Below are 20,193 nucleotides of genomic sequence, written 5' to 3'. Positions count from 1 at the left end.
GGTGGCCAGCAGGTCCTGACGCTGAGCCCAGGTGGTGAAAGAGACCAGCGCCGACAGATGCCGGTTCCAGGTAGCCGCCGCCGCACCCGACCAGCAATCCATCACCGCGGCGTAGTCCTCGGGCGCGAGGTCGGCGACCAGATGATGCGGGCCGGTGACGGCGACGAGGCGGGCCAGGGTCTGGGCGTAGCCGGCACGGGTGGTGGCCGAGCCGAGCGAGGCGAGGAACCGGGCGACCGCGCCGTCGACGTCGAGGCCGGAACCGGGGCCGGAATCGGGCGCATGCGGAGGTGGGGGTGGGGCGACCGGCATGACGAACCTCCCACGAACACTGAACGGGGAGGAGCGCGATAGGTAACACTACCGAGTCGGGACGGCCGAAGGCAGGGGCGAACTAGGCACGGGCAACTGGCGAAGGGTAGATGTGACAGGTAACGCAAGTTCTGTGTCACAGGGACAGCGGGTTCTCACGACAAATATTTCACTTATGTAACCATACAAATACGTTGGGTGCGCATTGATAAAGGTTGATCACCACCCCATGATCTACCGTCCGACCGAAAGGGAAGATCAATGACCCTGCCCATCCAATCCGTCCTCGTGCGTCGCACCATCACCGGAGCCCCCGCCGCCGAGCAGTCCGTGGAGAGGTATCGGGTGCCGTTCGCCAGTGAGAGCGAGGAGTAGCCAGTTGGTGAACCGGTGAGCGTCCGAGATCCCCGCTGGAGGTGTGAGGGATGGCGGGCGCTCACCGCGCCGATGAAGCCGAGCGACAGGTGAGTCCGCACGACAGGAGCGACATGGGCGAGCTGCCCGCAATCTCCGGCGTGGCCGAGCTGTGGCGGCTGACCACGGGCGATGACCGGATCACGGTGGCCGTCATCGACGGCCTGATCGACGAGGCGCATCCCGCCTTCACCCGTGTGAGGCTGACCCAGATCCTCGATGCCTGACCCGGCGGCGACGCCTCCGGCGCCAAGGCCGCCCACGGCACGGCGGTGGCCGGCGTGCTGTTCGGCCGGCACGACGGCCCGGCCCCCGGCATGGCACCGGGCTGCCGGGCGGTCAGCGTGCCGGTGTTCGCCGAGGGACGCCACACCGCCTAGCTGGACCTCGCCCGCGCGATCGATCTCGCGGCCGACGCCGGCGCGCATGTCATCAGCATCAGCGGCGGCCAGCTCGCCGACGCCAGCGAGGCAGAGGACACCCTTGCCCGGGCGGTGCGCCGCTGCCGCGACCAGGGCGTGCTGATCGTGGCCGCGGCCGGCAACGACGGCTGCCTGTGCGACAGCGCCCCCACCTGGCCGACGTCGCCCACCAGTGGCCCACCGCGCAGGAGACCCCCGCGCACCCGGACCTCCCCGAGGGGTATGCCGAACGCGTGCACGCCGAGCAGGGGCGGCAGATGCCCGCCTTCCTGGCCCACGACCTGGCGAGTCGCTGGGGCCGGCACGCCCGTCTGTAAGAGCGCTCCCCCACTTCTCCGTCGCCGCCACCGGGCCCGCGGATCAGGTCACCGCCCGCGGCGCCGGGCTGGCGCATGTCGTCGCCCCGGTCCGGCCCACCCGCAAACACCACGAACCGCACACCCCGATGGCCGACTACGCCCTGCGCACCCGCCCCGACGGCCTGCCCGCCGACCCCTGGCTACGCACCCACGTCCGCGCGGGCGGCACCATCATCGGCCTGGCCCCCGCCTCCATGGTTGTGGCCGGCTCCCTGGCCCGATGGCGGCGATGGACCGGCCTGACCCCGGCCCCCTCTTCCCGGAGCCTTTTCCGCCCCTGGCGCGCGGCTCCCGGGATCGCCACCCAGAAGCGTCCCGCGTACTGGCCACGGTTCCTGGACCTGCCCTCTTTCGAGAGAAAGTCCACTCATGACCGAACCGGCAGTTCCGTGGAGGGAGGGATCAAGGTGACAACCGACGCGCCCCACGGCTGCGATCGTCGCAGGGCCGAGGGCACCGAGCCGTACGCGTGGACGGCGGGCGGCGAGCGGCGGGCGGGTCCAGTCTCGGGCCAGGAAGGCGGGCATCTGCCGCTCCCGGCAGGGGGCAGCAGACTCACTGACAGGCGAGGGTCTTCTTACCGGGACCCGCTTGGCGCCATGACCCGGCGAGGCAACAATGCGGATGCAGTCACATTCGTAACGTTACGGACATGTAGTTACTCATCGGGTTCTCCTCCGCGAAGGTGCCGACATGAACACGATCCCCTCGCTCGCCGCAGTCTCCGTTCTCGCCGCCGGTCTCCTGGCCGGGCCTTCGCACGCCGCCCACGCCGTGATCCTCGATCAGGTTTGCTCCGACAATGTCGTACTGACCTGGGACCCGCCTCTGACGAACACGCCACAGACCCTCGCCTACACCGCCGAGGGGCACCTCAGCGGCTGCTCCAACTGGGCTCACCCCTCCGGCAGCTACTTCGAGAGCGGCACAGTACCGGGGGCGTCCTGCACGAACCTGTTCACCCCGGGACAAGCCACCCGCACCTTCGTGTGGGCCAACGGCGGGACCAGCGTCATGTCCTACAGTTGGGCCTCCACGCGCCTCAACGGCAACATCGTCTACACCGCCACCGGATCGATCGTCCCGGGCGGGCTCTTCGGCGGTGACCCCGCCAAAGAGGTGATCACCGTGCTCGCGACCGATCTCACAGCCTGCTCCGGCAGCGGCGTTTCCCAGCTTTCCGGCACCGGGATCCTGGAGTTGGGCCTTTGACCCGCGATGGGTGACCGTTGCCGGCCGCCTCGGGACGTCCGCCGCGTCAGCGATCTAGCTGGAGGTGACCGAGAAGCTGTTGGTGACGAAGTCCATCCCGCCGCTGGAGGAGGTGATCTCGTAGCCGAACTGCACGTTGCCGAGCGTCACGTCGCCCATCCAGCCGTTGCCGCGCAGCCAGTTGAGCACGGCCTTGATGTCCACAGTGCCGGAGTTGGTGTTGCCGGTCCTGACGAACGAGAAGACCTGGTTGGCGCCATTGCTGCCGCGGTAGACGTCCCAGCTGTGGCCGCCCACGGACGTGCTGGTCTGGCGGGTGCCGAGGGGGCCGACGGCGCCGCGCTTGTTCATCCAGAGCATGATCTCGTACGCGTTGCCGGAGTCCCAGATGTCGTACGCGGTGGTGTACGCCCCGCCGCTCGGCACCGTGACACTGAACCTGCTGGTGACGCTGCCGAGGGCGCTGACGCGCTTGCCGACGTACCGGGTGGCGTTGGGGTAGGACTTCACGCCGCCGGTGTTGGGGTGATCGGCCCACACGCCCCAGTTGCTGTAGGAGTTCGCCCAGATCGTCTGGGGGCCGGCGCCGCTGCCCCAGATGTTGTTGTAGAGGGTGTAGCCGCCGTTGGTCCAGGTGCCCCAGCGGTCAGTGGAGGACCAGGTGGCGGCGAGCGCGGGCGGGGCGACGAGGACGGCGACGAGCACCAGGACGGTCAAGGGGGTGGCCGCGTACACGATCCTGCGCATGGTTCATCCCTTCTGCCAGCGGGACTGCCGGTATTAGTTTGGATGGCGTCCAAATAAAGCAGGAGAATCGCGACACACTTTGCGCCTGGCGGGCCGCCGAGTCAAGCCCGCTGTGAAACTTTCGCCGCGGCCTCGCCGATCGGCAGGGTCCCTCCCTCGACGACTACGGCGCCGAGGGCTCCATCGCCCCGCGCGGGAACGGGAACCACTGCGACTACCGGAACCGTCCGCGTCGCCGGGGTCGAGGCCGAGCGCGCTCCCCCCGGGTCTCCTTCGAGAGGCCGCCGGGCGGCGCCGGCACCGGCTCCCCGAGGCGCTTCGTCGTGGAGCCGAACGACAGCACGGACGCCGGTCTCGACCTGCGCTGCCATGGAGCGGGCCCCCGGGCCGAGCTGGGGTTTTGCCATGATTTCGCCGGGTTCTAGGTCATCTAGGATGGGCGGGTGAAGTACATGCTGATGATCTACGCCAACGCAGAGTCGCAGCAGCACGTGGCCGACCACGAGGACGCGGTGATGGCCGAGGTGGACACCCTGATGAAGGAGCTGGCCGACAGCGGCGAGCTGGTGGGCGGGCAGGCGCTGGCCGGGCCGGGCTCGGCCAGGACCGTCAGGGTGCGCGGCGGGGTGCCGGCCGTCACGGACGGGCCGTTCCTGGAGGCCAAGGAGTTCCTGGCCGGCTACCTGACGGTGGAGTGCGCGAGCATCGAGCGGGCCACGGAGATCGCGGCGCGGTGGCCGGACGCGCGGCTGTGCGCGATGGAGGTGTGGCCGGTCATCGACGAGGTGGACGCCTCCCAGGACCCGGCGGCCCGGGCGGATCCGGCGCGGGGATGAGCGGCGAGGTCGAGGGGCTGCTGCGGGAGCTGGCGCCGCAGGTCCTGGGCATCCTCGTCCGCCGCTACGAGCAGTTCGGCACCTGCGAGGACGCCGTTCAGGAGGCGCTGCTCGACGCCGCCGTGCAGTGGCCGGAGCAGGGCGTGCCGGACAACCCGCGCGCCTGGCTGACCACGGTGGCCTCGCGGCGGGTCATCGACCACATGCGCGGCGAGCACGCGCGCCGGCGGCGGGAGGAGAGCGTCGCGGCCAGCGCGCCGGCCGACGCGCTCACGGTCGCCGCGCCCGGCGAGGACCGGCCCGGCGACCAGGACGACACGCTCACGCTGCTGTTCCTGTGCTGCCATCCGGCGCTGTCGCAGCCCTCGCAGCTCGCGCTCACGCTGCGGGCCGTGGGCGGGCTGACGACGGCGCAGGTGGCCAGCGCGTTCCTGGTGCCGGAGGCGACGATGGCGCAGCGCATCAGCCGGGCCAAGCAGCGCATCAAGGCGGCCGGGGCGAGGTTCGCGATGCCGCCCGACGACGAGCGGGCCGAGCGGCTGCGGGTGGTCCTGCACGTGCTCTACCTGATCTTCAACGAGGGCTACACGGCCACCTCCGGCCCCGAGCTGCACAGGGCCGAGCTGACCGGGGAGGCGATCAGGCTGGCCAGGGCCCTGCACCGGCTGCTGCCCGGCGACGGGGAGGTGACCGGGCTGCTGGCGCTCATGCTGCTCACCGAGGCCCGGCGGGCGGCGCGCACCGGGCCCGACGGGCGGCTGATCCCGCTGGCCGAGCAGGACCGGAGCCTGTGGGACCGGCGGCTGATCGACGAGGGCGTGGAGCTGGTCAGCAAGGCGCTGTCCACGGCCGAGCTGGGGCCCTACCAGGTGCAGGCGGCGATCGCGGCCGTGCACGACGAGGCGCCCACCGCCGCGGAGACCGACTGGCCGCAGATCCTCGCGCTGTACGAGGTGCTGTCCGGCCTGGACGACAACCCGGTCGTCGAGCTCAACCACGCGGTGGCCGTGGCCATGGTGCACGGCCCGCGCGCCGGGCTGGCCCGGCTCGACGACCTGGCGGCCCGGGGGCGGCTCGACGGGCACCACCGGCCGGCGGCGGTCCGCGCGCACCTGCTGGAGATGGCGGGCGATCCGGCGGGGGCGGCCGAGGCGTACCGGGAGGCGGCCCGGCTGACGGCGAGCGTGCCGGAGCGGGACTACCTCCAGCGCCGAGCGTCCCGTTTGTCTTGACAATATTTGTTTTCGGTGCCATCGTGATCTCATGCACGAAGTCGAGGTGATCGAGGATCCCGCGGCGGCCGAGGCGTCGCTCGACCCCATGCGCTCCAGGCTCCTGGCCGAGCTGGCCGAGCCCGGCTCCGCCACGTCCCTGGCCGCCAAGGTCGGGCTGGCCCGGCAGAAGGTCAACTACCATCTGCGCACGCTGGAGAAGCACGGCCTGGTGGAGCTGGTCGAGGAGCGCAGGAAGGGCAACGTCACCGAGCGCGTGATGCGGGCGACCGCGGCCTCGTTCGTCATCTCCCCGAACGCGCTGGCCTCCGTGCAGCCCGACCCGTCCCGCGCGCCCGACCGGCTGTCGGCGCGCTGGCTGCTGGCCCTCGCCGCGCAGCTCGTGCGCGACGTCGGCGCGCTCGTCACCGGGGCGGCCAAGGCGCAGAAGCGGGTGGCGACGTTCGCGATCGACGGCGAGGTGCGCTTCGCCTCCGCGGCCGACCGGGCGGCCTTCGCACGCGAGCTGGCCGACTCCGTGACCTCTCTCATCAGCAAATATCACGACGAGACGGCCGAGGGCGGGCGCCCGCACCGGCTGGTCGTCGCCGTGCATCCCGCCGTCCCCCCCGCCGCTCCCCCTGCCGTGCATCCCCCCGTCCACCCTGCCGGCTCTCCGGCCGTCCAGCGGCAGGAGGGCTGAGGTGGGCCACGCGTTCGAGCTGCCCCACGAGGCGGCCGTCGCCGCCACGCCCGAGCAGGTCTGGGACGCCATCTCCACCGGCCCCGGCATCACCTCGTGGTTCATGGGCCGCAGCGAGGTCGAGGGTGGAGTGGTACGCACCGCGTTCGGCGGCTACGAGCTGCCCGACTCGGCGGTCACCGCGGCCGACCCGCCGCACCGCTTCGCCCACTCCAGCGACCCGGCCGGCGACGGCCGCTTCGTCGCCTACGAGTTCCTGGTCGAGGGCCGCGAGCGCGGCAGCACCGTGGTCCGCCTGGTGACCAGCGGCTTCCTGCCGGGCGACGACTGGCAGGACGAGTTCGAGGCCATGTCCAGGGGCCTGGAGATGTACTTCGCGACCCTGGTCGAATACCTCGGCCACTTCGCGGGCCGCACGGCGACGCCGGTCACGGAGTTCGGGCCGCCGGTGCGGGACTGGGCGCGCGCCTGGGAGGCCGTGTACGCCGAGCTGGGCGGCCGGCCCGCGCCCGGCGACCGGGTGCGCCTCGGCCCGGCCGAAGGCGTCGTCTACCACGTCAACCCCCAGGCCATCGGCATCCGCTCGGGGCACGCCGTCCACCGCGTCCTGCAGGGCTTCGGCGGATCGATGATCGCCTCCCACCTGCTGTACGCGGGCGACGACGGCGAGGGGCCGGCGTGGCGGGCGTGGCTGGAGCGCCTGCACCGCGACGAGGAGTGACAAGCCTGCGGGCGCCGGGCAGGGGGACCGCATGAACGTCGTCGTGCTGTCCGACACCCACGCGCCCCGCCGCTGGCGCTCCTGCCCGCCCCGGGTCGCCGAGCACCTGCGCGGCGCGGACGTCATCCTGCACGCCGGGGACGTCTGCGTCGCCCCGGTGCTCGCCGAGCTGGCCGCCTACGCGCCGGTCCACGCGGTCAAGGGCAACAACGACGGCCCCGACGTGACGGCGCCGGAGACGCTGGAGCTGACCCTGGAGGGCCTGCGCGTCGGCATGATCCACGACAGCGGCCCGGCCAGGGGCCGCCTGGCCCGCATGCGGCGCCGCTTCCCCGGCGCGGACCTGGTCGTGTTCGGCCACTCCCACATCCCGCTGGACGAGTCGGGCGACGGCCTGCGCATCTTCAACCCGGGCTCCCCCACCGACCGCCGCCGCCAGCCGCACGGCACCCTGGGCCTGCTCACCGTCGAGGACGGCACCCTGATCCGCGCCGAGATCGTCCCCGTCACCTGAGGCCGCCGGGCGCCCGCCGCGAGCGGCACGCCCAGGCGGGCCGGGCCGGGCGGGGGGCGGGCGGTCAGGGGCGGGCGGTCAGGGGCGGGCGGTCAGGGGCGGGCGGTCAGGGGCGGGCGGTCAGGGGCGGGCGGTCAGGGGCGGGCGGGGCCGCGGTAGGGCAGCGTCTGGTTGTAGACGACGCTGGTGGTCGTGCTGCCGAAGCCGGCCAGCTCGTCCACGAGGGTCTCCAGATGCGCCATGGAGGTCGCGGCCACCTTCAGCGTGTAGCAGTCGTCGCCGGTGGTGCGCAGGCACTCCAGGATCTCGCGGCGCTCGGCGAGCAGGCGGCGCAGCGGCTGGTGGTGGTTGCCCGGGTACTTCAGCCGGACCAGCGCCAGGACGGGATAGCCGACCTTGGTCAGGTCGACCACCGCGCGGTAGCCGGTGATGACGCCCTGGGCCTCAAGCTGGCGTACCCGCTCGGTGGTGGCCGACGCGCTGAGGCTGACGCGCCGCCCCAGCTCGCTGAGCGACAGGCGCGCCTCCTGCTGGAGCTGGGCGATGATGGCCCAGTCGACGTCGTCGAGATTGATGGTCATCCGGCGAATTTACCGGCAGATCCACGGGAGAACGCGGGTACGACAGGGAGAATGTGGTTCCGTGATGGCCATGCGCCGGGATAGCTTCCCGTCATGCACCTTGGCGTCAACGTACCGAACTTCGGCCCGGGCACCGATCCCGGCGTGCTGCGTGAGTGGGCCCGCACCGTGGAGGGGCTCGGCTTCGACCTTCTCATGGTGTCGGACCACGTGGTCATCACCCCTGACGTGGCCGAGCGGTACCCGGAGCCGTTCCACGAGCCGTTCACCACGCTGTCCTGGCTGGCCGGCGTCACCACCAGGGTGCGGCTGGGCACGACCGTGCTCGTGCTGCCGTACCGGCATCCGCTGCTGGTGGCGCGCATGGCCGCCAACCTCGACCGGCTCAGCGGCGGCCGGCTCGTGCTCGGCGTGGGCGTCGGCTGGTCGTCGCAGGAGTTCGCCGCGCTCGGCGTGCCGTTCGCCGAGCGCGGCAGGCTGACCGACGAGTACCTGACCGCCCTGCACGACGCCTGGCACGCGGGGACCGGGGGCGGCGACTCCCCCGTGCCCGTCTGGGTGGGCGGCAACAGCGAGGCGGCGATCCGGCGCGCGGCCAGGTTCGGCCACGCCTGGCATCCGCTGCGCGGCACGCTCCCCTGGATGCGCTCGGCCGTGGCGCGGCATCCGGAGGTCGCGTTCGCGCCCCGCATCGCCCTGCGGCTGACCGCCGAGCCCGTCGAGGACGGCGGGCGCCTGGCCGGCGTCGGCACCCTCGAACAGGTCCTCGACGACCTCGCCCAGCTCCGCGCGCTGGGCGCCGGCACCGTCCTGCTCGACCCGTACCACGGCGACCCCGAGGAGACCCGCAGGCCCGAGACGGCCTGGCAGGCGCTCACCGCCGTCGCCACCCACTGGAGGACCACATCATGATCACCCCTGCCGACGAGGACTTCCTGCGGCGCGCGATCGCCCTCGCGGCCCGCGCCGTCGCCCTGGGCGACGCGCCGTACGGGTCCCTGCTGGCCGGCCCGGACGGCACCGTCCTCGCCGAGGCGCACAACACGGTGCGGCGCGACGACGACATCAGCGCCCATCCGGAGCTGAAGCTGGCCCGCTGGGCGGCCCGGGAGCTCGACCCCGGCACCGCGGCGGGCACCACCATGTACACGAGCTGCCAGCCCTGCGGCATGTGCGCCGGGGGCATCGCCCGCTCGGGGCTCGGCCGCGTCGTCTACGCGCTGTCCACCGAGCAGCTCGTCGGGCTCAACCCGTCGGGCACCTGGCCGGTGGTGCCGCAGGACGGACCGGCCCTGTTCGACGAGGCCCGCGTCCCCATCGAGGACTACTACGGTCGCGGCCCCGCGGGCGCCCGCTGACGGCACGACCGGCGCGGACCTGCGCGGACGGGCTCCGCCCGCCCTAAAGCATGTAAATCCAGTCGGAAATGTTGACTATAGGGCGGGCGCTGCCGTAGCTTCGTGGCCATGACCCAGGGACGTAACCCGACCAGGCGTCCGAGGCCATGAGCGCGCCCTCCCCGGCGGCCGCTCCCTCGGTCGCCGCTCCCGACGGCGACGCCGGCCGCCCCTCAGGCGGGCCCGCGTCCTCCGCCCGGCGGCGGCGCCCGGCGGCCCGCAGGATCGTGATGCGCGTGCTCGCCGGAGCCGTGCTCCTCGGCCTGTGGCAGCTCGCCGCCGCCGCGGCCGCCAACCCCTCCTTCATCCCCTCCCCCGGCGCCGTGTGGAACCAGCTCCTGCTGCTGTCCACGACGCACGACGGCATCCGCGGCTACAGCGGCAGCCTGCTCGCCGAGCACCTGGGGGTCAGCCTGCGGCGCATCCTCATCGGCTCGGCCATCGGCGTGGCCGGCGGGCTCGTCGTCGGCGTCGTGCTCGGCACCGTGCCGTGGATCCGGGTCGTGGCCGAGCCGGTGGTGACGTTCGTGCGGGCGCTGCCGCCGCTGGCGTACTTCAGCCTGCTCATCATCTGGTTCGGCATCGACGAGACGCCCAAGCTGTGGCTGCTGGCGATCGCGGCGCTGCCGCCGGTCGCGGTGGCCACCGCCGCCGCCGTGCACGGGGCGCCGGCCGACCTGGTCGAGGCGGCCAGGGCGCTGGGCGCCAGGAGGCGCGAGGTCATCCGGGACGTGGTGCTGCCCAACGCGCTGCCGGAGATCTTCACCGGCGTGCGCCTGGCCGTCGGCATCGCGTACTCGTCCGTGGTCGCCGCGGAGACGGTCAACGGCGTGCCCGGCATCGGCGGCATGGTCCGCGACGCCCAGCGTTACCTGCAGACCGACGTCGTGGTCCTGGGTCTGCTGGCCATCGGCCTGTCCGGTCTGCTCATCGACGGCCTGTTGCGGGTCGTGGAGAAACGGCTCATCCCGTGGCGGGGCCGATCGTGACCCGCCGCACGCACCCGAGGAAGATCCCCATGCGTTTGAGACCCCTGCTGGCCCTCGTGCTGATCGCGGCCCTGGCCGCCTGCGGGAACGGCACCGCCTCCCGGGGCGCCGGCGGGGGCGGTGACGGCGGCGCGGCAGCCAAGCGCATCCGCCTCGCCTACCAGGCCTTCCCCAGCGGCGACCTGGTCGTCAAGAACAAGAGGTGGCTGGAGGAGGCGCTGCCCGGCTACCAGATCCAGTGGACGAAGTTCGACTCGGGCGCCAGCATCAACACCGCCTTCGTGGCCGGCAGCGTGGACATCGCCGCCATCGGCTCCAGCCCCGTGGCCCGCGGGCTGTCGGCGCCGCTGAACATCCCCTACCAGGTGGCGTTCGTGCTCGACGTGGCCGGCGACAACGAGGCGCTGGTCGCCAGGAACGGCGCCGACGTGTCGAGGATCGAGGACCTGCGCGGCAAGAAGGTCGCCACCTCCTTCGCCTCGACCGCGCACTACAGCCTGCTGGCCGCGCTCGGCCAGGCCGGGATCCGCGAGTCGGAGCTGACCATCGTGGACCTCGAACCCCAGGACATCCTCGCCTCCTGGACGCGGGGCGACATCGACGCCGCCTACACCTGGCTGCCCACCCTGAAGGAGCTGAAGAAGAACGGCAAGGTCCTGATCGCCAGCCGCGAGCTGGCCACGGCCGGCAAGCCCACGCTGGACCTCGGGGTGGTGTCCACCGCGTTCGCCGAGGCGCACCCCGACGCGGTGGACGCCTGGCGCAGGGCCGAGGCGAAGGCCCTCCAGCTCATCGCCGACGACCGCGCGGCGGCCGCCGCGGCCGTGGCCGCCGAGCTCAACCTGACCAAGGAGGACGCCGAGGAGCAGCTCGGCCAGGGCGTCTTCCTCAAGCCCGCCGACCTGGCCTCCCCCGAATGGCTCGGCACGCCCGGCAAGCCCGGCGCGCTGGCCGACAACCTCGTCAGCGCCGCGCAGTTCCTCAAGGACCTGCAGAAGATCGAAGCCGTGCCCGACCTGGCGACCGTGCGGAACGCCATTTACACCAAGGGACTGCCCGATGTCCTCGCCCCCTGAGATCGCCACGGGGACCGCCGCGGAGAACGCCACGGGGACCGCCGTGCGGGTGGACGAGGTCGTCCACGTGTACGGGACGGGCGCCGACGCCGTGACCGCCCTGGGGCCGATCTCGCTCGACGTCCCCCGGGGCTCGTTCCTCGTGATCGTCGGCGCCTCCGGCTGCGGCAAGAGCACGCTGCTGCGGCTGATCGCCGGCTTCGAGCGGCCGACCTCGGGCGAGGTACGCGCCGCCGGCGTGCCGCCGGTCCCCGGCACCGGCGCCGGGATCGTGTTCCAGCAGCCCCGGCTGTTCCCCTGGAAGAGCGTGGGCGGCAACGTCGAGCTGGCGCTGCGCTACGCCGGCGTCCCGCGCGAGGAGCGCGCCCGCCGGGTGCCGGAGCTGCTGGAGCGGGTCGGCCTGCACGACGTCGCCCACCGGCGGACCTGGCAACTGTCCGGCGGCCAGCAGCAGCGGGTGGCCATCGCCAGGGCGCTGGCGGGCGACGACCCGCTGCTGCTGCTCGACGAGCCGTTCGCGGCCCTGGACGCGCTGACCCGCGAGCGGCTGCAGGAGGACCTGCGCCGGGTGAGCGAGCGGACCGGCCGCACCTCCGTCTTCGTCACCCACAGCGTCGAGGAGGCGGTCTTCCTCGGCAGCCGCGTCGTGGTGCTCACCAAGAGGCCCGGCCGCGTCGCCCTCGACCTCGACATCCCCCTGCCCCGCACCGGGCTGGAACCCGACGAGCTCCGCGCCCTCCCCGAGTACACGGCCCTGCGGGCCACCGTCAGCCACGCCGTCCGCGACGCGGCCGGATGAGCACCACCCGAACAGGAGCGCACATGTCCACAGCACTGGCCGCCCAGCTCACCCTGCACCCCCTCGGGCCGCACTTCGGCGCCCGCGTCGAGGGGCTCGACCTGGCGACCGCCGACGACGAGCAGCTGGCCGCCGTACGGGCCGCCCTCGTCGAGCGGAAGGTGCTCTTCTTCTCCGGGCAGAACCTCGACGAGGACAGCCAGGTCGACCTGGGCCGCCGCCTCGGCGAGCTGACCGCCTCCCACCCCGTCGTCGGCGGCGTGGACGAGGCGCACCCGGAGATCTACGCCCTCGACAGCGCCGACAACGGCTTCGCCGACGTCTGGCACACCGACGTCACCTTCATGCCGCGCCCGCCGCTCGGCTCGATCCTGCGCGCCGTGGTCCTGCCGCCCACCGGCGGGGACACGAGCTGGGCCGACAGCCAGCTCGCCTACGAGTCCCTGTCCGCGCCCGTCCGCGACCTGGCCGACCAGCTCACCGCCGTGCACGACGGCAACCGCGAGTTCGGCTACTACCTGGCCCAGCGGCGCGGCGGCAAGGGCAGCGTCTGGGACGGCGAGGTCGTCACCCGGCTGGACCCGGTGGAGCACCCCGTGGTCCGCGTCCACCCCGAGACCGGGCGCAAGGGCCTGTTCGTCAACCCCGGCTTCACCTCGCACATCGTCGGCGTCTCGGAGGCCGAGAGCCGCCACATCCTCGACCTGCTGTACTCGCACCTGACCAAGCCGGAGCACGTCGTCCGGCACCGGTGGAGCCTCGGCGACGTGGCCATGTGGGACAACCGCAGCACCGCCCACTACGCCAACCGCGACTACGGCACCGCCCACCGGGTCATGCACCGCATCACGCTGCGCGGCGACCGCCCCTTCGGCCCGTCGTCCCCACGGTGACACGGGCGGAACCTCCCCGGGCGGCGGCCGGTGCCCGCACCCGCCGCCGCCCTTCGGGACGCGGTCAGCTCAGGGGGTTCACGTCCTGGTAGGTGTGGGCCGACATGGAGGTGGTCCCGCCGACGACGGCGGTCTGGGAGTCGTTCGCCGGGGTGTCGATGCGGCAGATGACCTGGCGGGCGGTGGCCATGCCCAGCGGGTCGTCCGGCAGGCCCGTCAAGGTCGCGCCGGCCTTGCCCTGGATGGTGACCCGCGGCGTGTACGGGCCCGCCGGCGAGGGCCCGCTGCTGTTGACGAAGACCACCGAGTAGGACACCTTGTTGCCGTCCACCCACCAGGCGCCGTGCGGGGTGGTGTAGGCCCAGCCCGTCGAGCTGATCGTGGGCGCCTGGGCGGGCCGCTGCGGCGGCAGGTGCTCGTTCCACTGGTCGATGGCGTCCTGCCACTTCTTCGCCGTCTGGACGTGGCCGCCGTACTGCTGGTCGAGCTGCTTGACGACGTCCTGCACGTGCTGGTCGCGCGCGGTCTGCACCTCCGTCCGGTGCTCGACCCTGGTGGAGTCGGAGTCGCAGCAGCCGCTGGTGACGAACGTGTCGGCGACGAAGTGCCGCATGTCGTCCTCGCCGAGCGCGCTGTCGCGGTAGGTCCAGCCCCAGTTGTCGTAGATGAACACGCCGGTGCCGTCGGTCATGACCTCGCGGTCGTCGTACCGGTAGGGTTCGGTGATCTGGCCGAGCCGGGAGCTCTCGAAGTCGGCGATGTGCTTGCCGATTCGCCGCGCCCAGCCCGGCTGCGCCGAGTCGCCGAGCACGGCGGCGTGGAAGTTGGCGTAGTCGCTGCGCCAGAGCTGGTTGTAGGACTCGTACGTGGCGTTGTCGTCCCGCTTGTGCGCGGCCGAGGCGACCAGCGCGTCGAGCTGCACGATCATCTTCAGGCCCAGCAGGTGCACCGAGACCCCGAGGACGAGCAGGTCGAACGCGCCGGGCACGGTCAGGTAGTTCTCCAGGTCGTAGATCGCGTTGTACACGCTCTCGTCGCCGGGCGCGGTCATCTTGCGCAGCTCGGGCAGCAGCGACTGCAGGATGTACTCGGTGTTGTCGCCCTGGGTGCTCTCCAGGACGCCCTGCTGCTGGACCATCCAGTCGGCGAAGCCCCTGATCACGGTGGCCTGCCGCGTGATGTCCTGCTGCTTGATGAAGTCCTCGATCCGGGTCACGACCGCCTGGAACGGGTCGGGGTTGTCGGGGCCGAACAACATCGAGACCAGCGTCACGCCGGCCGCGGCGATGGGCCCCCACGGCTCCGGCAGGCCCCACACGAGGCAGCCGGCCACCTGGAGCGCCGCGTCGGCCGCGCCGCCGACCTGCACGTCGGGCAGCTCCGTGCGGGGCGGCAGGGCGGGCCGAGCCGGGAGGCCGGTGAGCCGCGGCTGCCCGGTGGCGGCGTCCACCACGATGTGCGGCAGCGCGAAGTGGACGGTGGCGGCGTCCGTGGCGCGGACCCAGACGACCGTGCCCGCGGGCAGCGATCCGTGCGGCTCGGCCAGGGCGGTGAGCGTGGAACGCTCCAGACGTTCACCGTCGGGGACCGGGAAGGTCCGCTGCAGCTTGGCCCGCAGCAGCGCGTACCTGTCGCCGAGCCGGGCCCGGGCCGCCGGTGGCAGCGCCCGCACGGCCTCGTCCGCGTCGAGCAGCTCGTACGGCTCCCTCCGCGTCACCGTCAGGTGGCGGACCGCCGTGGCCGCGTGCGGCGGCAGGTCGGGGTAGAGGTGGCCCAACAGCCCGCGGAGGTAGACGTCCGGGTTGTGCCCGTCCGCCACGGCGGCGACGCGGATCCGGGGCAGCAGGTGCGCGGCGCTCTCCACAGCCGGCTCCCGCGGCTGGTCGGGGGCGAAGGCGGTGCGGAAGATCCAGGCCAGCGCCAGCCGGAGCACGTCGGCGGTGTCGGCCCTGGGCAGGGGCTTGTCGTGGTACGTCAGCCCGGCCGCGGCCCGGTACATGGCCGACGTCCTGTTCCCGCCCTTGGCGTAGGCGGCGACGAGCCGGTCGACGACCTTGGTCTTGTCGGCCGCGCTGTCCCACAGGAAGAACCCGCTCGCCTGGGAGAGCTGGATCGTGTAGTTGCAGAACAGGATCTGGTCGGCGGCGGTGAGGTCGTCGTGCGCGTCCGCGTAGTCGGCGAGGCTCGCCCAGTACGTGGCGTCCGGCTGGGCGTTCCACGCCTGGACGAGCTGCTGGATCTGCTGCTTGGTGGCGTCGGGGATGGGCGGCAGGTCGTCGGTGGGCTGCTTGCGGGCCTGCCGGATCAGATACTCCATGATCACGGCGGCGGTGCTGCCGACGGCGACCAGCAGGATGAACCCGGACAGGTAGCGGCGGGTGTTGTTGTTCTTCGCGTCCTCGGGGGCCGCGGCCGTCCTGTCGGCGGCGGTGGCCGCCTTGTCCGTCAGCTCGCCGTAGCGGGCGTCGGGGCGGGGATCCCGGATGCCGCTGCTGGTCACGGCGGGCACCGAGTCCCTGGCCGCGTCCACCGCCTGCGTGTTGGCGCTGCGGACGGAGAGCGTGGAGACGACGCTGTTGACGGCGTCGGCGGTGTGGGCGTTCTGGGCGGCGTAGTCGTCGTGCTCGCGCCGCTCCTCGACCTCTTCCCTGCTCTCCTCACGCTGGCTCTCCTCGTCCTTCGGCTTGGACAGGTCGCCCTCCTCGCCCTCCCCGGGCCCGCCGAGGCCGGCCGCCGGCAGCAGGACGAGGATGTGGGTGAGCGCGTACCGTAAGAGGCCGGCGGCCACGCCGCGCGGCAGCGGCTCGCCGTGGTAGCGCAGCTCGGGCACCAGGCGGTACATCGCCGGGGTGGAGTCGCCCGCCTCGCCGTAGGCGGCCACGAGCTGGTCCACGAACGCCTTGATGTCCGCCCCCGAGTCCCACAGGAACATCTGGTCGCAGGGGAACAGCCCGATCGTGTAGTCCATGAACAGCACCTGGTCGGCCAGCGTGAGCGGGGTGCCCTGCCGCTCGGACAGCTCGACGTAGTCGGCCATGCTGTGCCAGTAGTACGGGTCGGTGTCGTCGCTCCACTGCTTGACGAGGTCGCGGATCCTGCTCGCGACGTCGGCGGGGATCTCCGGCGGGATCGGCTTGTCGAGCTTGGCGTTGCGGAGCCCGTTGTAGATGAGCGTGGCGATCGCGCCCAGCGCGCTGACGACGCTGAACACCGCCAGGAACCTGGACAGGTTGTACGACTTCCGCGACGTTTCCTGCTCGGCGAACTTCACCGACAGCTTGGCGAGCTGCTCACGCAGGTCCTTGATGACGGCGTCGGAACCGACCACGGCCTCGTCGGCGTTCTGGACCACCTGGCCGTCCTGGATGTTCTCGACGACCGGGTCGTTGAAGGTCCGCATCTCCAGCGCGCCGACCTCGCCGCTGATCTCGATCGCGAGCCGGCGGGCGGCCGCCTTGCCGGGGTCGTCCGTATGCCGGGCGAACTCCTCGGCGACCTCTTCGAGTTCCTCCTTGTAGTCCCTCTTGGGCTCGGGCAGCTCGTGTTCGCTGTGCGACATGGTTCAGCTCCTTCTCTTGTCCCGCCGCGGGCGGTCGCCCGCGGTCGTGGGCGGAACGGGGGCGAACTGCTTCCACAGGTCGCCGGGTCCGGGGTTGGCGCTCGTGTCGGCGCCGAACACCCGCTTGGCGATCGCCCAGGCGGCGTTCAGGCCCGACTGCAGCGCGTGGTTCACCCAGCCGGCCGACCAGGAGATGTCGTCGCCGGCCAGGAACAGGTTGTTGGCGGGCTCGCCCGGGATCTGGTCCTTCATGAAGTGGGAGAACAGGTTCCACTGCAGGTCGTACTGGCCCGGCCGGTTGAACTTGCACAGGCCGCGGAAGTTCGGTTCGTTCTCCCACGAGATCGTCACCGAGTTGTCCGGGCGGCAGTTCGACCAGATCGCGTGGGACAGGCTGGGGTGGATCCTGGACAGCTCGCGGGCGTACAGGTGGACCCGCTCCTCCAGCGAGGACGCGCTCACCTTCATGGCGTCCTCGACCCAGGTGTAGCTGAGCGCGATCGAGGCCCCGTGGCGGCCCGCGGGCGTGGGCCGGTAGCGGCCATAGTCGAAGACGTAGGTGGCCCGTGGCAGGCTGTCCGACAGCGTCACGCCCATCTGGTACGTGCCCTTCCCGTCCACCCAGAACGGCGCCCCCATCAGCGAGAACGTCTTGGCCGACGCCCAGTAGCTGGTCTTGTGTATCGCGTTCCAGAGCCGGTCGCCGAACAGCGGGATCTGCCCCGAGTCCGGCGGGAAGTTGCGGGGCGTCATGATCTGGGTCTCGACGGCGTGGAGCTGCGGGGTGAGCAGCACCGCGGCGAAGGTCTCCCGGCCGCTGCCCTCGACCGTGAGGTCGATCTGGCCGGGCCGCAGGCGGCTGCCCTCCATGGCGATCACACGGCCGCGCGGGGTGCCGCCGTGCAGGGAGGCCAGGCTGGTGCCCTTGGGCCAGTGGCGGATGTCGTCAGGGGCGTGGTTCCAGAAGCCCTCGGCGAAGGCGCTCGCGCCCTCCACGAGCAGCATCTGGTCGGCGTCCATGCCGGTCACGAGCATGCGCAGCATCTCCAGCCAGGAGATGTCGAAGAAGGAGTCCCAGCCGCCGGTGCCGAAGCCGATCAGGCCGAAGATCCGGATCTGCTCGGCGCTCATGGTGCCGCTCTCGGCGAGGAACTCGTAGAAGCTCGTGTGGTCGTAGCGCTCGACCAGCGGGTTCCACAGCTTCTTGACGGTCGCGGTGTCACCGCTCTCGATCGCGTTGGCGAGGTCGGTGAAGCCGGCCTTGTCGAGCGCCGCGTTCCAGGCGTCGTGGATCTTGGCGAAGTCCGGCCGCTGGAGGTAGAGCTCCTCGATGGTGGCGGCCGAGTACTGGCGGCCGCCGATGTCCACCGTGGTCATGCCCACCGCGTCCGGGACGAACGGGTCGGGGAACAGCTCGTAAGTCAGGCCGAAATCCTCGACGTACCCCTTCTGGAGGGTGGCGGAGCTGGGGAAGCGCATGCAACCCAACTCGGCCTTGGCCGGGTCGTCCGGGTGCGCCGAGTAGGTGTGCATCCGGCCGCCGATGCGGGGCCGCCCTGAGGCGTCGGTCTCGGCCTCGAAGAGGACCGGCCGCAGGCCGATGCGCATGAGCTCGTACGCGGCGCACAGGCCGGCGGCGCCGGCCCCGATGATCGCGACCGGGGTGCCCTGCGCGACCTGGGGCAGGGTGCCGATGAACTTGCGCCGCCCCGAGGAGTCCCTCCCCAGGTAGCCGCCGTAGTCGAAGGGGAAGTCGGGCAGCCGGTCGACGGCTTGGGTGGTACGGATCGAACGCGGTCGTGACGGGATCATGACAGTCCTCCGGTCGCGGTCGTGCCTGTGGTCGTGGTCGTGCCTGTGGTCGCGGTCGTGGCGGGAGGAGCGGCGAAGCCGCCGGCCAGCCGCTCGCAGGTGGCGGCCGCCCGCAGCAGGGTGGCTTCGTCGCCGTGCCGGGCGACCAGCATCAGGCCGACCGGCAGGCCGCCGGTCAGGCCCGCGGGCACGCTGATCGCCGGATGTCCGGTGACGTCGAACGGGCAGGTGTTGCAGATCATCTCCAGCGCGCGGGCGACCTGCTCCCCCGGCGGCGCGCCGGGCGGCGGGAGCGGGGTGGGGGTCATCGGCGCCGTGGGCATGGCCAGCACGTCCACCTCGCCGAGCGCCGCGTCGTAGGCCGCGCCGAGCCCCGCGGCCAGCTCGCGCGCCATCGCGTGGTACGTCCCGCCGGCGGTCACGGCCAGGTGGCCGGCCAGCAGCGCGACCAGCTTGACCGTGGCCGACAGGGACTCCGCCCTGGACCGCCGCCCGTGGTGCAGCGCGGCGGCCAGCAGCGGGTCGCCGCCGGCCGCGGCACCGTCCAGGTCGAGGAGTTGGGTGGCGGCGCCCTGGACGAGGAGGACGGTCCAGATGTGCTCGCCGTCGCGGTGCTCGGGGACGCTGACGTCGCGGACGTCGGCGCCGTGTCCGGCCAGCCGCCCGGCGAGGGCGCGCACGGCGTCGTCCACGCGCGGTTCGCCGCGTCCCGGCCAGCCGAACCCCTCGCTCAGCAGGCCGATCCGCAGCCCGGTCGCGCCGCCGTCCAGGGCGGCCGGCGGGCAGGGGAGCGCGGTCCCGGGAGCCTGGCGGGGATCGCGGCCGTCCGGCCCGGCGATCACCGAGAGCAGGACGGCCACGTCGGCCACGGTGCGCGCCATGGGGCCGAGGTGGTCGAGGGTGGGCTCGATCGACGCCGCGCCGGTGTAGGGCACCAGGCCGTACGTCGGCTTGAGCCCCACCACGCCGCACCAGGCGGCCGGGATGCGCACCGATCCGCCCTGGTCGCCGCCGATTGCCAGGTCCGCCTCGCCGGCCGCGAGCAGAGCGGCGCTGCCGGAGGAGGAACCGCCCGCGCTGCGGGAGGGGTCCCAGGGGTTGCGGACGGGGCCGGAGGCGGCGGTGTGGCTGCCGGCCGACAGGCACAGGTCCTCGCAGGCGGCCTTGCCGGTGATCTCCGCTCCGGCCGCCAGCAGGCGGATGACGACGGTGGCGTCCCGCGCGGGGACGAAGCCCTCCAGGGACGCCGAGCCGTTCGCCATCGGCACGCCCGCGACGCAGACGCTGTCCTTGACCGCGACGGTGCGGCCGGAGAGCGGGCCCCCGCCCTCGCCTTTGATCGAGGTGCGCCAGGCCCAGGCGCCCAGCGGGTTCTCCGCCGCGGCGGGACAGCGGCCGGGGTCACGCCGCGGCGGGCGCGGCGCCCCGGCCGCGGCCAACCGCTCCACCACGGCGTACGACTCCAGGGTCCCGCCGATCAGCTCGCGGAAGGCGGCGAGGCCGGCGGGGCCGAGGCGGAAGCCGTAGCGGTCGGAGAGGGCGGCGAGCTCGGCAGGGCTGGGCGGGTGGACGCTCATGGGGTGCTCCGGACGGTCGGTTCGACTGTCCGGGACGCTATGCCAGCCCCCTCCGATAT

At 72.6% G+C, this 20,193-nt stretch carries 20 protein-coding genes and 1 pseudogene; 15 read left to right on the top strand and 6 right to left on the bottom strand.

What is annotated here, in order from left to right; genetic code table 11:
- The coding region (locus AB0H75_RS46280) for a site-specific integrase (RefSeq protein WP_367807688.1) at positions 1-312 on the bottom strand (312 nt) is incomplete at its 3' end.
- A gap of 488 nt (positions 313-800) precedes the next feature.
- Between AB0H75_RS46280 and AB0H75_RS46275 the strand changes: the two genes are divergently transcribed.
- From AB0H75_RS46275 to AB0H75_RS46260, 4 genes and pseudogenes are all read left to right on the top strand, one after another.
- Positions 801-953, top strand: coding sequence for a hypothetical protein (locus AB0H75_RS46275; RefSeq protein WP_367807686.1), 153 nt, complete (start codon positions 801-803; stop codon positions 951-953).
- A gap of 153 nt (positions 954-1,106) precedes the next feature.
- Positions 1,107-1,238: pseudogene (locus AB0H75_RS46270) on the top strand (hypothetical protein); the annotation flags it as partial.
- 44 nt (positions 1,239-1,282) lie between these two features.
- Entirely contained in the window at positions 1,283-1,465 is a 183-nt protein-coding gene (locus AB0H75_RS46265; RefSeq protein ID WP_367807684.1) for a hypothetical protein, read from the top strand.
- Positions 1,466-2,200: 735 nt separating this feature from the next.
- Positions 2,201-2,719: a hypothetical protein gene (locus AB0H75_RS46260; protein WP_367807682.1), complete on the top strand. Its 519-nt coding sequence runs from the start codon at positions 2,201-2,203 to the stop codon at positions 2,717-2,719.
- Between the two features lie 54 nt (positions 2,720-2,773).
- On the opposite strand, the gene AB0H75_RS46255 is transcribed toward AB0H75_RS46260, so the two are convergent.
- Positions 2,774-3,466 (bottom strand): hypothetical protein, encoded by a 693-nt coding sequence (locus AB0H75_RS46255; protein ID WP_367807680.1) that lies wholly within the window; start codon positions 3,464-3,466, stop codon positions 2,774-2,776.
- Positions 3,467-3,918: 452 nt separating this feature from the next.
- On the opposite strand from AB0H75_RS46255, the gene AB0H75_RS46250 reads away from it, so the two are divergent.
- From AB0H75_RS46250 to AB0H75_RS46230, 5 genes are read left to right on the top strand one after another with little or no spacing between them, the layout of a single operon-like run.
- Positions 3,919-4,302 carry a YciI family protein gene (locus AB0H75_RS46250; RefSeq protein ID WP_367807692.1) on the top strand — a complete coding sequence of 128 codons (384 nt, stop codon included), beginning with the start codon at positions 3,919-3,921 and terminating at the stop codon, positions 4,300-4,302.
- Entirely contained in the window at positions 4,299-5,534 is a 1,236-nt protein-coding gene (locus AB0H75_RS46245; RefSeq protein WP_367807678.1) for an RNA polymerase sigma factor, read from the top strand. Before AB0H75_RS46250 ends, AB0H75_RS46245 begins: the two co-directional genes overlap by 4 nt.
- A 31-nt stretch (positions 5,535-5,565) precedes the next feature.
- Positions 5,566-6,216, top strand: a complete 651-nt coding sequence (locus AB0H75_RS46240; RefSeq protein ID WP_367807676.1) for an ArsR/SmtB family transcription factor — start codon at positions 5,566-5,568, stop codon at positions 6,214-6,216.
- Position 6,217: 1 nt separating this feature from the next.
- Positions 6,218-6,937, top strand: coding sequence for an SRPBCC domain-containing protein (locus tag AB0H75_RS46235; RefSeq protein ID WP_367807674.1), 720 nt, complete (start codon positions 6,218-6,220; stop codon positions 6,935-6,937).
- A gap of 31 nt (positions 6,938-6,968) precedes the next feature.
- Positions 6,969-7,451, top strand: a complete 483-nt coding sequence (locus AB0H75_RS46230) for a metallophosphoesterase family protein (RefSeq protein WP_367807672.1) — start codon at positions 6,969-6,971, stop codon at positions 7,449-7,451.
- Positions 7,452-7,585: 134 nt separating this feature from the next.
- Here AB0H75_RS46230 and AB0H75_RS46225 read toward each other — a convergent pair whose 3' ends face one another.
- Positions 7,586-8,032: an Lrp/AsnC family transcriptional regulator gene (locus AB0H75_RS46225; RefSeq protein ID WP_367807670.1), complete on the bottom strand. Its 447-nt coding sequence runs from the start codon at positions 8,030-8,032 to the stop codon at positions 7,586-7,588.
- 93 nt (positions 8,033-8,125) lie between these two features.
- On the opposite strand from AB0H75_RS46225, the gene AB0H75_RS46220 reads away from it, so the two are divergent.
- The 6 genes from AB0H75_RS46220 to AB0H75_RS46195 all read left to right on the top strand — a co-directional run bounded on the left by AB0H75_RS46220 (position 8,126) and on the right by AB0H75_RS46195 (position 13,186).
- Positions 8,126-8,944, top strand: coding sequence for an LLM class flavin-dependent oxidoreductase (locus AB0H75_RS46220; protein WP_367807668.1), 819 nt, complete (start codon positions 8,126-8,128; stop codon positions 8,942-8,944).
- The gene (locus AB0H75_RS46215) at positions 8,941-9,390 is read left to right on the top strand and encodes a nucleoside deaminase (RefSeq protein ID WP_367807666.1); all 450 of its coding nucleotides are present in this window, start codon (positions 8,941-8,943) and stop codon (positions 9,388-9,390) included. The genes AB0H75_RS46220 and AB0H75_RS46215 overlap by 4 nt, the downstream gene beginning before the upstream one ends.
- 146 nt (positions 9,391-9,536) lie before the next feature.
- Positions 9,537-10,418, top strand: coding sequence for an ABC transporter permease (locus AB0H75_RS46210; RefSeq protein WP_367807664.1), 882 nt, complete (start codon positions 9,537-9,539; stop codon positions 10,416-10,418).
- A gap of 29 nt (positions 10,419-10,447) precedes the next feature.
- Positions 10,448-11,494 (top strand): ABC transporter substrate-binding protein, encoded by a 1,047-nt coding sequence (locus AB0H75_RS46205; RefSeq protein WP_367807662.1) that lies wholly within the window; start codon positions 10,448-10,450, stop codon positions 11,492-11,494.
- Positions 11,478-12,293, top strand: coding sequence for an ABC transporter ATP-binding protein (locus AB0H75_RS46200; protein WP_367807660.1), 816 nt, complete (start codon positions 11,478-11,480; stop codon positions 12,291-12,293). Before AB0H75_RS46205 ends, AB0H75_RS46200 begins: the two co-directional genes overlap by 17 nt.
- 23 nt (positions 12,294-12,316) lie before the next feature.
- Positions 12,317-13,186 (top strand): TauD/TfdA dioxygenase family protein, encoded by an 870-nt coding sequence (locus AB0H75_RS46195; protein WP_367807658.1) that lies wholly within the window; start codon positions 12,317-12,319, stop codon positions 13,184-13,186.
- A 64-nt stretch (positions 13,187-13,250) separates the two neighbouring features.
- On the opposite strand, the gene AB0H75_RS46190 is transcribed toward AB0H75_RS46195, so the two are convergent.
- Genes AB0H75_RS46190 through AB0H75_RS46180 form a run of 3 tightly spaced genes read right to left on the bottom strand, consistent with a single transcriptional unit; the run spans position 13,251 to position 20,134 of the window.
- Entirely contained in the window at positions 13,251-16,745 is a 3,495-nt protein-coding gene (locus AB0H75_RS46190; protein ID WP_367807656.1) for a hypothetical protein, read from the bottom strand.
- Between the two features lie 3 nt (positions 16,746-16,748).
- Positions 16,749-18,557, bottom strand: a complete 1,809-nt coding sequence (locus AB0H75_RS46185; RefSeq protein WP_367807654.1) for a flavin monoamine oxidase family protein — start codon at positions 18,555-18,557, stop codon at positions 16,749-16,751.
- Positions 18,554-20,134, bottom strand: a complete 1,581-nt coding sequence (locus AB0H75_RS46180) for an amidase (protein WP_367807652.1) — start codon at positions 20,132-20,134, stop codon at positions 18,554-18,556. Before AB0H75_RS46180 ends, AB0H75_RS46185 begins: the two co-directional genes overlap by 4 nt.
- Positions 20,135-20,193: the final 59 nt, after the last annotated feature.

The sequence above is a fragment of the Nonomuraea sp. NPDC050783 genome, assembly GCF_040802095.1.
Taxonomy (GTDB): domain Bacteria; phylum Actinomycetota; class Actinomycetes; order Streptosporangiales; family Streptosporangiaceae; genus Nonomuraea.
The sequence above is the reverse complement of the archived record's forward strand: the minus strand, read 5'-3'. Positions and strand labels throughout refer to the sequence as shown.